Here is a 14,537-nt window from a genome sequence, read left to right as displayed (position 1 = left end):
GCGGGCACGGAGAAATAGAGAATCCAATCGGCATGGATTGGGTTGCGATTTCGATCGCTCATCCTACGTGGCGTGATCTGGCCACGCGATGATGATCGCACGTATACTTGGTATCATTCTCGGTGCCAGACGGCTCATTCCTATCGTTTCGATTCAGCACAAAACCATCAACGAGTACCGCTTTGTGACCGACAGGGAATCGCTTTCGAATCGAGTTCAGCGTACGATGGAGTTTGTCCAGTCGCGGACTGCAGTCGTTCCTGAGACCGCCATCATTTTGGGCAGCGGGCTGGGTGGGTTAGCGGACCGGATCGAAACCCCAATCGCACTCGACTACTGCGATATTCCCTGCTTCGCAAAGTCGACTGCCAGCGGTCACCGCGGACAATTGATCGTCGGCACTTTGAATGAACGACCTGTTGTGGCCATGGCAGGACGGTTTCACCGTTACGAGGGTTGGAGCAATGCGGACGTCGGTTTTCCGGTCCGCGTGATGCATGCCCTGGGCGCGAGGACGCTGATTGTCAGCAACGCTGCCGGCGGCGTGAACCCCAAGCTTCGCGTCGGCGACATCATCGTCATTCGGGACCATATCAACTGGCTGCACCAGCGAGGGCTGGGCAGCTCCGATCAGCCGACGGTCGCCAATCCGGCGGATTGGCCGCTGAGCCTGGGGCGTCAAAGGATGGGAGAACTATACGACTCTGGACTTGCCTCGATTGCCATGAGATCGGCCGTCAGGAATGGATTCACGGCTTATGAGGGCACGTACTTGGCGACTTTGGGACCAACCTACGAAACCAGGGCAGAATACCGAATGATGCGGCGGATCGGTGCCGATGTCGCTGGAATGAGCACGGTGCCCGAGGTCTTGGCCGCCGCTGAATTAGGGATGCAAGTGTTGGGATTATCCCTGGTCAGCAACGTCGCGCAGGTAGATCATGGTGTGAAGGCGGATCACGCCGAAGTGCTGCAGGCCGGTCAGGCAGCGGCGACAAAAATGGAACAAGTCGTTTCGAGTGTTGTGGGATCGAATTAAAATCGATCGAAAACTTCTCCTCTCAAGCCACCATGTCACCTGACTCGGATTCTTCATCGACTGACCACTTGGCCCGGCGAAAACCTGCCGGGAAAGATTTGTCGGGTTCCGGTTCAGCTCTGGAGCCGCCGCCCGAGTACCGCTTGTCGCTCGCGGAGTTGTCTCCGCAGGAGCTGCATGACGCCATCCATGCCATTGAATCGGACGGGTCCGAGGACCAGATGGCGACAATCGAAATCCTTGATGCCAATGGCCAACACTCTGCCTTGATGAGATTGGATCATCCGGTTCGGCTCCGCGTCACCGGTCCACTGGGTGATTATGCCTTTGCACACAACGCACGAACCCTGACGAAGCTCACCGGTGATGTAGGACACGGTGTTGGCGAGGGCATGATCAGTGGAGCGATTCGCATTCGCGGAAACGCGGGTGCGGGCGCGGGAACGGCGATGGCCGGCGGAACGCTAGCGATCTACGGTACGGCCGGAAATCACTGTGGCGCGGCGATGCGTGGCGGAGGGATTTTTGTCAAAGGCAACGTGGGGCATGAGGCCGGCGTCGGCGCGCTCAGTGGGATGATCGTGATCGGCGGAGATGCTGGCGAAAATTTGGGCGACGCAATGAGCAACGTCAACGTGTTTCTGCGAGGCAAGGCAAAGAGTTTGGCAAAGGGTGTCGTGCGAGCCCCGTTGCGAAAACGCGAGGAATTGCAGTTGGGCTTGTTGCTGATCAGTGCTGGAATTCGTGGCGATGCAAAGGATTTTCAGCGGATTGTTCCCGAAGCGATGCTGGCTGCCGAACAGGCGCAGCGTGGCGAAGTCAACCCGAACTGGCGGTGAGTCTCTTGGACGATCGATTGGCCTCTTTGTTGCTCGTGCCACCACGCGTCACGACCCCCTGGAGCGGACACGATTGTGATCTGCGGCCGATCACGTTTGCCCGCATCGATGGTGTCGAGGTCACGTGTCCATTGCCGCTTTTTTGGTACGACCCTCCCTGGGACTCGCTTGCCCCACAACACGCGGACTGGTTGGCAACGTCGGTGGCCGAATTGGATGTCATCGTTTCGGCACTTTCACGAGACCTCTCCGCGCACGCAACACCCATGCTGATGACGCAGCGGCAAGAATCCGCGGATGAGTCGTCCCCGGCCTCCAACGCCAGCCGAGACGAATCGAATGCGTTTTACCTGCCGCGAATGGTCCCCTATCGACCCGAGCGTTACGGTCTGCTGCCCGTCGATTACGACGATGCCAAGATCATCGATGTGCGACTGACACTTCATCGTGATATATCGGGACGTTTTGCCTATTCGCCTGAACAAATTGGACGTTGGGAAGCCACTCCCGAGGATTCGCCACACTCCGGTGGCGGCTATGTGCCTGCGGGAACGTTTCCACCGGATGTGATCTCGATGAAACATCTGGGAAATAAAATCGATCAGTTGCGACGGTTGTCGCCCAAGGCGGCGGTGTTTGTTTCGATTCCGCCTTTTCGACTGGAAGAAGAATTGTCGGGCGTACTGGTCTCCAAACCTGACGGCGTGATCTTGCGAATGGATCAAGTCGACATGGAACCGTTACAACTGGCCGCCTTGACCCGACGAGCTCGCAAGCTGATGCGAGAAGCCGACGCGAAGCACTTGCCACTGTGGATCGTGCCTGGCGAGATCACGCCGGCAGACGCGGTGAAACTGATCGCACTGGGTGCCTCCGGTGTGGCGATCGACGCATGGTGTGATCCTATCGTCGATGAAATACAGGAGTCCATCGGCGGTTCGCCCTACGCAACATTTGGATTCGATGACGTTGATCGCATAGTGACGCAACAATTGCCCCATCGCATCGAAAATTTCTCGGGTCTTATGTCATCCCTGGACCGTGTTCCCGCAAAGGAACAACTGGGAACCTTCAGCTCAACATGGGCCAAAGCCCTGGCGATCAACGCCCTGCGTTGATTGAACTACCCGTAAGAACCGCATTCTCGACCCTACAAGTTGAGTCGGTCAAGTGTCAACGAGCAATAACGGGAACGGGTTTTTACAAGCTGATCAAAGTGACTGATGACGAGCAATAAAGGGAAGGGGGTCTTAAAAGCTGATCAAAGTGACTGATGGCGCCAATCAACATTGGTGCCCGTGCACGGTCGCGGATGCGACGGCAGCATAAAGCGTGGGGCGTCAGCCCCATGGAGTGCCACATTGTGGGAGCGTTCACTTCTTAACGAGCAATAAGGGGAAGAACGAGCAATAAGGGGACGGGGAATAACCGGAGACAGTGCACTCTGTTGAGGCATCGCACTGTCTCTAACCGAGCGGAGGAAAAAACGGGATTGAGATCAATTCGGTGAACCCGTGCGACAATCAGTAAAGTGCTGTGTTCCCGTAAGCCTGGACTGCTCAAAGTTTGGTGTTGTGTCTTTTTGGGTTTGCGCAAGTTTATGTCCCTGCTGCCGGCGCAGCTGGTGGCCCCCAGTGAGCCTCAGGCGCTAGCCGTGGGCCTGAGGCGGATTGTGGTGCCGGCCCACGGCTAGCGCCTGAGGCTGCTGCCGGCGCAGCTGGTGGCCCCCCAGTGAGCCTCAGGCGCTAGCCGTGGGCCTGAGGCGGATTGTGGTGCCGGCCCACGGCTAGCGCCTGAGGCTCACTTTGATTGCGATGCATGGAACAAAAACATGGACTGAAAAAACAATGTCAACACCAAACTTTGAGCAGTCCACCGTAAGCCCTGACAAGCCTTGTGATGTTTGCACGCGAAGGCGCAAGGGCGCGAAGGGCGGGCACCTTTCTTCGCGTCTTTGCTTGAGTGTTGATGGATGATGGGGTCATCTGATATCGTTCTTCGTCTGTTCGTAGTCGCGGATGCTTATCAGGCACGCTATGCAGCTTCGCTGGCTGGGGTGTTGGAGTTCAAGCGGTTGTAGAGTGTCTTGAGGGCGATTCCCAGTTCTTCAGCGGCCGCTTTTTTATCGCCGTGATGACGTTCTAAGGCTCGCTCGATTGCGATCGACTCGAGTTCTCGTAGCGTCATCGGCTGGTTGTCGATCAAGCCCGCCCGGACTTGGCGACGACTGAAATGTCTGGGTAAATGCTCCGGCTCGATCGGTAGGTGATCACAAAGAATCGCGGCGTGCTCAATGACGTTGGCCAACTCACGGACGTTGCCGGGCCACTTGTGTGCCAGCAGCTCTGCGACTGCGGCGTCGCTGAACAGTTGATCGTCGCTTCCATCGTTTCTGTGGCGGCGCAGCAAGTGGACTGCCAGTGGCATGATGTCACTTTCGCGTTGCCTCAATGGTGGCACGTCGATTTCAAAAGTATTGATGCGGAACATCAGGTCTTCGCGAAACAGATCCTCGCCCACCATCTTTTCCAAGTCTCTGTGTGTCGCACAGATCACGCGAACATCGACGTGGACGGTTTGGTTGTCTCCCAGTCGTCGGATGTCGCCTGTCTCCAACACTCGCAACAACTTGGCCTGCATCGACAAAGGCAGCTCGCCGATTTCATCCAAAAAGATCGTGCCCCCGTCGGCTACTTCGAACAGTCCCATGCGTGCCGAATCGGCACCGGTGAAGGCGCCTTTGCAATGCCCGAACAGCTCGCTTTCAATCAGGTTTTCGGGCAACGCGCCGCAATTGATCGAAACCATCGGTTGGGCGGCACGCAGACTGCTGTCGTATACCGCCCGTGCGACGAGTTCTTTGCCGCATCCCGTTTCACCGCGGATCAGTACCGTGCTGTCGGTCGGTCCGACTTTCGAGATCAGTTTGCGAACGGAGTCCATCACCGGGGCGGTACCGACCAGTTTCGAGTCACCTTCGGCTTGACGTAGTCGATGACGCAGGGCGGCCATCTGTCGTTTCACGCTGCGGTGCTCCGAGAGTCGACCGAGCATCTCGGCAAGCTCGGCGGTTCGGCAGGGCTTGGTGAGATAGTCGAACACGTTTTGACGAACGGCCTCGATCGCAGTGTCCTTGGTGGCTTTGCCGGTCATCACGACGGCATCCATCTCGGGACGCAGTTGAGCGGCTTGCTTGATCACCTCCATGCCTCCCAAGCCGGGCATGTTCAGGTCCACAATCATGCAGTCGAAAGATTCTTTCTCCAGCGCAGCGATGGCGGTCAGTCCGTCAGGGCAGACCACGACGCTATGTCCCATGCGACGGAGCGACTCACCAACCAGTTCTTGCAAATCGGGTTCGTCATCGGCGAACAGGACATGCAACACTTGATTCTTAGGCAACTTTTTGCGGCTCATGATTCCAATGACTTTCGTGGTTTTCTGAGAGGCTTGCCGACGATGCTTCCGTGGGCAGCAGGAGCACCAAACGAGATCCTTTGCCGACGCCGTCGCTCTCGGCGATCAGAGATCCGTGGTGCTGTGAAACGATTCGGTAGGAGATACTCAATCCCAGCCCCGTGCCGGTTCCGTCCTGTCGACGCGTGTAGAACGGTTCAAAGAGATGCTCCTTGACTTCTTGATCCATACCACAACCGTTGTCCTGGACGATCACTGCGGCACATCCATCTTGGTGAGTGACGTATACATCAACTGCCCCTTCGGTATCAACACTTTCCATGGCGTTGGTGACCAGATTCAGAACCACTTGTTGGATCTCCTGGCGGTTGCAATGGGCAAAGACATCGTCCTCGCAGTGGGTGCGCACCGTCTTGCATTGGAACTTGCCGACTTTGACGACCATTGCCACCAATTCATCCACCAGTGTTTTCAGATCGGTCTCGCTGCGTCGTGAGTCGCCCAAACGGCTGAAATCCAACAGCCGATCGGTGATGTCCTTGCAACGAAAGGCCTGGTCTTGGATGCGTCGCAGATTCTTGTGCAGATTGTTGTAGATTTCTTGCTCGATCGGCGTTGGGCTCAACGACGAAAGATCTTCGACATTGTCACCGAGTTCCTCGGCGCTGAAAGCGATCGCCGCCAACGGGTTGTTGATTTCGTGTGCAACGCCGGCGGCTAAGAATCCGACGCTGGCAAGTTGTTCGTTCTTGATCAGCTCGCGAGTCCGGTCACGCACCTTCTTTTCCAATTCACGGTTGAGGTTACGTTCCTTGGCGTAGGCATCCATGAATCGCTGACTCATCGCGTTCATGGCCTCGGCCAGTTCGCTCAACTCATCGTTGGTCCCCAGGTCGATGCGGTGTCCGAACTGCCCGCCGGCGACCAACCGCGATCCTGACAGCAGCGTCTGAAACGGCTTGACCACCAAGGTGCGAAACGACCAACTCAGCAGAATCACGGCACCAAGTGCCAAGCTGGTGTAGGCAGACCAACTCCACATCCAACCGACGTACTTTTGATGCGCATCCTCGCGGAACTCGGCCATTCCACGGTGGATCAGATCAAAGTGATCATGAGTGGTTTCCACCAACTTGTTGAGCGTATCACCCAGTGGCAGGTCACGATGGTAGGTTGGACTGTGCCAGTATTGATCCACCAAGTGAACGATCGCACTGATCTCAGTCAGACTGTCCCGTTGCAGATCACGATCGACCAACAAAGAGCTTTGATTCGACTGAGCGACTTCCTGAATGTGCTGTTGATACCGTTCCAGTTTGAGCCGCATTTCGACCAATGCATTCTCAATGGCGACGCGTTCGACATCGACTTCACTGGGGCTGAAAACCGATTCGATCATCCCGATGTTGTTTTCCAACCGAGACATCCGAGACTGGCTCTGCCGGAGGATTTCTGCGCAGCGATTCAAGTCGTGGGCAAAAAGGATCTCATCGGCACGCTGCTCGACTTCGATTGCCAGAGAACGGTAGCGACGCAAGCCGGTGATTCCACTGACGGCAGTGAACGCAAAGATCAACGACAGAAGCGTGATCCCGGCAACCAATTTCTTTTGGATGGTCCAATTTCTAAGCATGCTGACACCTTCCCTGGCGTTTGGCGTCCCGTTCCCGTGGCGTGAAACTCCCTTCACGCAGGATCAGAGTAGTGAGAGCGAGATTACAGGACAAGAGGAGCCTGAAAACTCACCTTGCTAGCGTTCATTCATCTTCCAACGGTCGTCCGCTGAGTCCAGGCTCGTTGCTTTCTTTTTCTGCGGTATCGTTCTCCGTCTGATTGCCGTTGGCAAACGCGGCAAAGGTGTACACCAGGGTTTCGCTTTCAATGCGAGCAACGACTTGGTTTTGCCAGGGACTCACTCTGACCTGGGTGGCCAAGCCGTTGGAGTTTGAGGCCACTTCCTTAGCCAATTCTTCGTGCAATGTCTTTCCATCTGAGATATCCAGCATCTGCACGTCCAAGCGAACGGTACGCGTCCGTTTATTGGGCTCATGAGTGGTTATGGAACGAGTGAAAAACACGACGGGAGAGCGGTAGGGTTGGGACAGTGTGCAGCCCCACGGTTCATCGAAAGTTCGCTCCCACTGCAAATCACCGCTTTCGAGCGAAATCGCGTAGACCCCGTGAACGGTCAAGTGTTCATTGTTGGAACGCGTGACCAGGTCGCTGGGAGCCTCGTAGCGTTCTGGCATGACCAGCAGGCGACCCTCGGACAGCAAACAATGAATCGAAATCAATCGGTCGTCCGCCGTCACTTCCTGGCGACAGATTTCTTTGCCCTCCTGGATATCCCAGACGGTCAGTTGTCCCAGTGTATCCAGCAAAACCATGTATCGATTGCCGACGATTTCGCCGTATCCCTTCGGTGCGGACAGTTTTGATTGTTGTTTGACGGGCGACTGCATGCTCAGCAACACTTCGTCGGTAAACGCGTCGACCAGTTTGACGTCGTAGAGCGTAGGGTCCTCGCCCGGTGAATAGGCCAGCACATTGCGACCGTTGGTCTCCCAGACCTCACCGTGTTGCCAAGGCCGAGTGGTGTTCTTCTTTCCATCGAGAACATCAAACAGTGCGATTTCGTTTTCCAGGACACCACTGCGGACCCCGACGTGGCGCACCACAGCGACTTCGTGGCCATCGGTCACAATCGATCCGCTGATCGGAGCCTCTGAGTTTCGCCATAGTGTTTCGTTAGTGAGAATATCGATGGCCATCAGCTCACCGCCTTGTAAAACAACGACGCGATCGCCCAAGATCGGACCGACTCGAAATTCCTGACCGCGAGAACTCATCGAATAGCGGGTGTGCTGGCTGCCGAACTTGCTGATCGCGCTGCGACGTCTCGACATGGCTGCGTCACTATTGCCCAAGTTCCTCCGCCACAGCACCACGGCCGATGACGGTTGCTCACGCAGATTAAACAGGTCCACCGCGGTGATTTCGCCTGGACGGATCATCAGCATGATCCCGCCGTGGATGGCGACTTCGTAGGCGTCGTCATTGCCAGTGGGAATGCGTTGAATGGACAGCCGTCGAGGCTCGCCCAGTGGATCTTGAGTCCACACGCTGGTCTGGTCGCTGATCACATTCCAGCCTTCAAACGTCAGACAGCCCGATAGGCTCGGTTGGGCTACGCTGCGTACGTTCATTCGGTTGTAGCCCGGATTGCCCAGTCGTTCCGAACTCCAGTTCAACTGAACCTGGGATTTGACGTCCAACGCGCTGGCCGTCTCCGGTTGTGAGCCCTTGGCAAGTTTTTCGATTTCCGCGACTCGCTCGCTCTGTTCATCGATGGGGCCGGCAGCGGCAAGCCAGTTCAACGCATCGGCACCGAATCGTCCTCGGGCATAAACCTCCGCCAGCATCAGGGCATACTCGGAATCAATGGCGTCGGAGGTTTCGGTTTGGTTCTCTGTATCGGTTTGCTTGACCGGCGTGTTAGGGGGCACCGCGATTCCCATGGCTGCCCGCTCGGCCGCCAGGGTTTCGTCTTGCTGCAGCAGATTTTTTGCGTAGCGTCGGCTCAATTCGCCAACACCCAGCGGCTGATAGAATCGCAAAAGTCGTCGCAGCAAACTGTTCGAGCCGACCGATTTGTTTTCCAAGTAGTCCGAAACGATCTGATTGACGTCGGTCAATTTTTCGGTGCGTTGGGCAACGGAACGGACTTCGGCTGCACGGGCCGAAATCCAGCTCGATGGAGCAGCTTGGCGGGTTGTCTCGGTGAGCGAATGGCCGGCTTCCAAGGCCGACGTCGGCTGATCGATGACTTCCGAAGAGAATTCCGTCAACTGCCGGATCGCATCGATCGGCATTTCGTCGCGAAGTGACTTTTGAATTCGTAGAGCGAGGAACTCCATTCGTTGAGACGAATCGTGAATCAGTGCGCTGAGCTCGTCGATGAAGTCATCAGACTGATCGGGGTCTGCCCGATACATGCCCAGCATGGCGGAAACCGACAGCGCCAGGGCATCGTCGTTGTCGGGCTCCAGCTCTCTCGCCTTATCCAGCACCTCCAACGCTTTGGTTCGTTCGTCACGTTGAACGTAGAGTTGTGCCTGTTGCACCAACACATTGACATCATCAGGTGTTGCAGCGATCGCTTGCTCGACCCACTGAGCCAAACTTTTCTCGCCGCTGACCAACGACAGTTGAGTGGGGCTCTGAGACAGGATTTCGCCATCAACGGCAACCAAATTGCCGACGGAAAAGTTGACGCTGCGATGTTGCAATAGAGAACCGTCCTCAAGCGAAATTTGGAACAGTTGGTTTCCTGAGACGGGCAACAGATAGCTATCGATGCCAAAGACGCCTCTGCCGACGATTTGTTCGCCTGAGGGCAACAGGTCCGATTTCGTCGTCCATTTGGTGGAACCGGTAGCCAGGTCAATGGCCTGGACTTCATTGGGTCCGACAATCAAGCATTGATCGTCTTGAATACCGGCAACGTACAGTGCGCTCTCACGCTGTTTGGTGTTGAAGCTGGTCTTGCCGCTGAGCACATCCCAGCAAAACATTTGATCGGTTTCCGAAGGCGACTGCACGACGTATCGTCCCGACGCGATTGCCGAACCGTGGTGCCAGCGTTGCATCAAGGCTTCCGCATCCGGAGCAGATTGCTGTGTGTTGTAACCTCGGGGCACGGTCGCTTTGCGGGGATAACTACGGCCCCATCGCAGCATGCGGTCTCCCAAGTCGATCGCGATGGTCACGCCTGCACCGGTCGGACAAATCAACACGCCTTCATGGTACGTGGGGGTGGCCCCCGAGATTCGCCGGACGGCGTCGTACTCAACACCTAGTGATTCCATCGATACGAGTTGCTGCAGCCACAGCAACTCACCCGATGCGGGATCAAGGCAAACCAGAGAGATGTCGCCTGAGATTTCGACCATCGCGTACAACCGCCCGTCGACGGGCAGTGGTGCGCCGAGAAAGAACGCTTCGCTGAGTGGCGTCCCCTCCGATTCGCCCTGCCCCAGACGCCACAATAGTTTTCCTTCCGTCGCCAGTTCCAACGCGACCAGCGTATTGCCCTCTTTTGACTTGGGCAGCGTGCCTTGAATTCCGATCACCGCGTTGAACATCACTGGCTGAACGGACTCCAGAGAATCCAGCATGAAAACACGCTCTCCATCGCTGGTCACTTGACCGTACGGCAAGTCATTCCAAACACGTTGCACGAGAACATCGGTCGGGTTTTCATCCGGACCAGCCAAATCAACGACCGTTTCGTCGTCTTCTACGTTGTTGTCGGCCGAATACCAAGGCCATTCCCAGATCCGCTTGCCGGTCCGATGATCGATTCCACGCAGACGTTCGGTGCAACGCATCAAAACGTGGTCACCGATCCGCAAGGGAGACCAGCTCGGCGGCGGCAGTTTGCCAGATGAAACCAACCGCTCGGACTCTTCCATGATCATACGTTCCTCAGCGGTGCTGTTGACCGTCGGAACGACCCAGGACGCGTTGCCGATCGGCATCTCTCCCGCCCGGGTTTCATTGCGATTGGAACCGCCCCCGAGAAACCGGTACTCCGCCATCTCGCCGCCAGCTCGGTCGATCGTGACGCTGAAATGCTCGTCCAACCATGCAGGCCACTGATCCGATGACGGCAACGTTGTCTCCGATCCACCGAGAACCACTGTTGCGTTGTTCGCAACGGGCGGATCCGGAACGTCTCTGCCAGAAACACTGCACGCAGCAGAATGCAGCACACGAACTCCCTGTCCAATCTGCTTGATCGCTCGTTGCTGACTGACCACATCATCCAGCAAAGCGGATGCAGCGAGCGGATGCCCGGTTTGCATTTCTCGTACGGCCAGCAAGTATGACGCGGTGTAGCCTGCCGCAGTATGAAAGAACTTGCGTCGCACGTCCCGAAGTCGTTGCCAATCGCGACTCTGTGCGGCTTCGTCCAACTCTCGCTGTGCCAACGGGCCGTAACGCAACTCGTAAGTTTCGCGAGCCGCCTCGGGCAAGTTGCCGATCATGTCACGGCACTTCTTCAGAACGCTTTCGTCCAGTCGCTGTACGCTGACGAGTGGATCGATGGACAAAAAATAGTCCTGTCCGGCAAACGCTTCGCCATCCGCGTTGACGTCTTCGCCTTGCAACAAGTCGCCCAAGCGAACGACCGCCTCGGAGTACTGTTCTTTCTCGATCGCCGATTCGGCTTCGCGCACCTGCTGCAACAACCACCGCGGCGGCTCGATGAACCGGCCGGACGCCGGTTGGCCGTTCTGAATGATCATGTTCTGCGCGGAAACGTGATCGGCCCCCAGGATTGCCGACAACGCGATCAGCGCGCAGTACATCAGCCGGCTACGAAGTGGAGAACCGTGACGAAGTCTTGGATGATTCACGAACAAGCCTCTGGGATGGATCGGCACAGATAAGAATCGATCAGAATGATTTGTAGCTCGATTCTAACGAGATTCATTGTAGGACCTATCGAGCGAATCGGGGACCGTCGAAATGGGAGTCCCTGCGGTGATGTTCAGCCGGCCGACGTTGAGATGGCGTCGACAATGCTGACAAAAACCTCATCAGGGTCACGCATTCCATCAATTTCACGGACGATTCCGCTCTGTCGATAGTAGTCCAGGGTGGGCAGCGTCCGCTGATAGAAAAGGTCCAAACGAGCCTCAATGGCGGCGGTGTTGTCGTCACGACGGCCTTCGATGACCGCTCTGGCGGTCAATCGACGCAAGATCTCGTGCGTTTCAACCTGCAGGGACAAAACCAAGTCAATATGTTCCTCGGACTCGGCCAACAACTCGTCGAGCATCTTGGCTTGCGTCAGCGTTCGCGGGACGCCGTCGAATAAACAACCAGATTGGCAGTCGTCCTCCTCAAGTCGCCGTCGGACAATCGACATGACCAAGTCATCGGGCGCCAAGTTCCCCAACGCAATCAACTCCGCGATCCACAGGCCCAACTCGGTGTCCGTGGGCGTATTGCGGAGCATTTCGCCTGTTGAGATGTGAGCCAGCGGGTAACGTGCGAGTAACCGCTGACACTGCGTCCCCTTGCCTGATCCCGGCGGTCCGATGAAAACGATCCGCATCAGAATCAGACCCCGATCAAACGACTGGGGTCACGCCGCCGCCAGCACCTTCCAGCAGTCCGCGGTAGTTCCGCATGACCAAGTGGCTGTCGATCTTTTGGACCAAGTCAAAGGCGACACTGACTGCGATCAACAAACCCGTACCGCCATAGAAACCGGCGATCGAGTAGGGCACACCCAGCGATCCGTAGATGATCGTCGGAACGATCGCAACCAAGGCAAGGAATCCTGCACCGACATAGGTGATACGAACCATCACCTTTTCGATGTAGTCCGTGGTCCGCTTGCCCGGACGGTATCCAGGAATGAACGTGCCGCTGTCGCGAAGGTTGTCCGAGATTTCCTTGGGATTGAACGTGATCGCCGTCCAGAAATAACAGAAGAAGAAAATCAGCATGACGTACAAGAGATTAAAGAAGTACGAAGTCTGATCGCCCATCGTGAGACTGATCAAGTTCAGTCCCTTGAACATGCTGCCTTCGGTATCAAACTGTCCGGCCATGAACCCAAAGAACACGCTCGGGATCATCAACAAGCTGCTGGCGAAAATGATCGGCATCACGCCGGCTTGGTTGATTCGCAGAGGCAAGTTTTGACGCGAGCCGCCGTAGACACGGCGACCACGAGTGAACTTGGCCGACTGCGTCGGAATCTTTCGCTGTCCTAAGGTGATGAACACCACACCGACGACGACCGCGATGAACAGGATCGCCAACAGAATCAACGTTTCAATGCCGACCTGACCGCGGCTCAAGCCCGTCAGTTCGGTCTTCATGTTTCGAACCAGCTCATACAGGGCCTTGGGCATTTGGGCCAAGATCCCCGCCATGATCAGCAGGCTGATCCCGTTTCCGATCCCGTGTTCATCGATCTGCTCGCCCAACCACATCAGGAACACCGTTCCGCAGGTCATCACCATCACTGCAACGATCTGCCAACCGAAATACAGCGATTCCCCGGAGGCGTTCAAGAAGTTTGCATTGATCAATCCGTAGCCACTGGGACCGCCGGCCATCAACATGAACTTGAGGTACATCCAGCTCTGGATGATACAGATCGCGACGGTCAGGTATCGAGTGTATTCGTTGATCTTCTTACGGCCGGCCTCGCCTTCCTTCTTCAGTTCCTCCAACGGTTTGTAGACCGTTCCGAGCAACTGGATGATGATCGATGCCGAAATGTAAGGCATGATCCCGAGACCAAAGATGGTTGCCTGACGCAAATCGCTCGCGGCAAACAAGCTGACCTTTTCCAGGAAGTCCGCAGCGCCGCCGCCACCGGCTGACGCGCCCAAATCGGTCGCGATCATCGGCAGGGGGATGTGGAACCCGATTCGATAGATCGCCAGCAAACCCAAGGTCAGCATGACCTTTTTGCGGAGTTCCGGAATCGAGAAAATGATTCGCAGTTTTTCGTACATGCGTTGTACCGTGCCTAAAAATTCATGTCAGTATTTGACCGGAACCTCTTGTCCCGGCTCAAACCTGCCAAAGTGTATCGATTCGGCTCTTTTGGAGCGATAGCGGACTTTTCGCTCACGGAGGGCAAATCTTTGCCGGGAGGCGAATTACTTTTCAGCCTTTAGCGAGGCAACGCGTTCTGCCGGCGTGCGTTTGGCAACCAGTTTGTTGACGGTACCGCCTGCGGCGAGGATTTTTTCCTCGGCCGATTTGCTGAAGCGATGTGCGTGCACGTTGAGCTTCTTGGTCAACTCGCCGTCACCGAGCACCTTGACCTCGTCAAAGCTGCCTTTGGCAACGTCCTTGGCCGCCATCGACTCCAAGGTCACGTCTGCGCCGTCGTCGAAGTGATCGTTCAGCTTGCCGATATTAACAGCAAAGACAGTGACAGCCCAACGGTTGTTGAAACCACGCTTAGGGATGCGGCGGAACATGGGCATGGCACCGCCTTGGAAACTCGGTTTACGCGAGTAACCGCTGCGGCTCTTGTGACCCTTATGTCCACGACCGGATGTCTTGCCGTGTCCGCTACCGGGACCACGACCGATTCGTTTGCGTTTGCGGAACTTCTGAATCCCGCGATGGACGTCGTTCAAATTCATGACGTGACCGTTTTCTACGTATGCTTAGGTTGGAGCAACTGAGTTTCGCGAGTG

9 protein-coding genes are annotated in these 14,537 nt (G+C 56.3%); 3 read left to right on the top strand and 6 right to left on the bottom strand.

Translation table 11 applies throughout. The annotated features are described in order from the left end of the window. The first annotated feature begins 88 nt into the window (after positions 1-88). From Pla52nx_RS25565 to Pla52nx_RS25555, 3 genes are read left to right on the top strand one after another with little or no spacing between them, the layout of a single operon-like run. Entirely contained in the window at positions 89-1,039 is a 951-nt protein-coding gene (locus Pla52nx_RS25565) for a purine-nucleoside phosphorylase (RefSeq protein WP_146518754.1), read from the top strand. A 32-nt stretch (positions 1,040-1,071) separates the two neighbouring features. Further along, positions 1,072-1,878: a tributyrin esterase gene (locus Pla52nx_RS25560; protein WP_231741758.1), complete on the top strand. Its 807-nt coding sequence runs from the start codon at positions 1,072-1,074 to the stop codon at positions 1,876-1,878. Then, the gene (locus tag Pla52nx_RS25555; RefSeq protein ID WP_146518753.1) at positions 1,875-2,996 is read left to right on the top strand and encodes a hypothetical protein; all 1,122 of its coding nucleotides are present in this window, start codon (positions 1,875-1,877) and stop codon (positions 2,994-2,996) included. Before Pla52nx_RS25560 ends, Pla52nx_RS25555 begins: the two co-directional genes overlap by 4 nt. A gap of 916 nt (positions 2,997-3,912) precedes the next feature. On the opposite strand, the gene Pla52nx_RS25550 is transcribed toward Pla52nx_RS25555, so the two are convergent. The 6 genes from Pla52nx_RS25550 to rplO all read right to left on the bottom strand — a co-directional run bounded on the left by Pla52nx_RS25550 (position 3,913) and on the right by rplO (position 14,483). Then, positions 3,913-5,262 (bottom strand): sigma-54-dependent transcriptional regulator, encoded by a 1,350-nt coding sequence (locus Pla52nx_RS25550; RefSeq protein WP_146519601.1) that lies wholly within the window; start codon positions 5,260-5,262, stop codon positions 3,913-3,915. Positions 5,263-5,272: 10 nt separating this feature from the next. Next, positions 5,273-6,928: a sensor histidine kinase gene (locus Pla52nx_RS25545; protein ID WP_146518752.1), complete on the bottom strand. Its 1,656-nt coding sequence runs from the start codon at positions 6,926-6,928 to the stop codon at positions 5,273-5,275. Between the two features lie 124 nt (positions 6,929-7,052). Continuing rightward, on the bottom strand, positions 7,053-11,717 hold the full coding sequence (locus tag Pla52nx_RS25540) for a PQQ-binding-like beta-propeller repeat protein (RefSeq protein ID WP_146518751.1): 4,665 nt from the start codon (positions 11,715-11,717) through the stop codon (positions 7,053-7,055). A gap of 134 nt (positions 11,718-11,851) precedes the next feature. Further along, positions 11,852-12,421: an adenylate kinase gene (locus Pla52nx_RS25535; protein WP_146518750.1), complete on the bottom strand. Its 570-nt coding sequence runs from the start codon at positions 12,419-12,421 to the stop codon at positions 11,852-11,854. Between the two features lie 16 nt (positions 12,422-12,437). Next, the gene (gene secY, locus Pla52nx_RS25530) at positions 12,438-13,841 is read right to left on the bottom strand and encodes a preprotein translocase subunit SecY (RefSeq protein WP_146518749.1); all 1,404 of its coding nucleotides are present in this window, start codon (positions 13,839-13,841) and stop codon (positions 12,438-12,440) included. A gap of 147 nt (positions 13,842-13,988) precedes the next feature. Next, on the bottom strand, positions 13,989-14,483 hold the full coding sequence (rplO, locus tag Pla52nx_RS25525) for a 50S ribosomal protein L15 (RefSeq protein WP_146518748.1): 495 nt from the start codon (positions 14,481-14,483) through the stop codon (positions 13,989-13,991). Positions 14,484-14,537: the final 54 nt, after the last annotated feature.

The organism is Stieleria varia (genome assembly GCF_038443385.1).
Taxonomy (GTDB): Bacteria; Planctomycetota; Planctomycetia; order Pirellulales; family Pirellulaceae; genus Stieleria; species Stieleria varia.
Note: the sequence above shows the minus strand (reverse complement) of the source record. Positions and strands in the feature narration are given on the sequence as shown.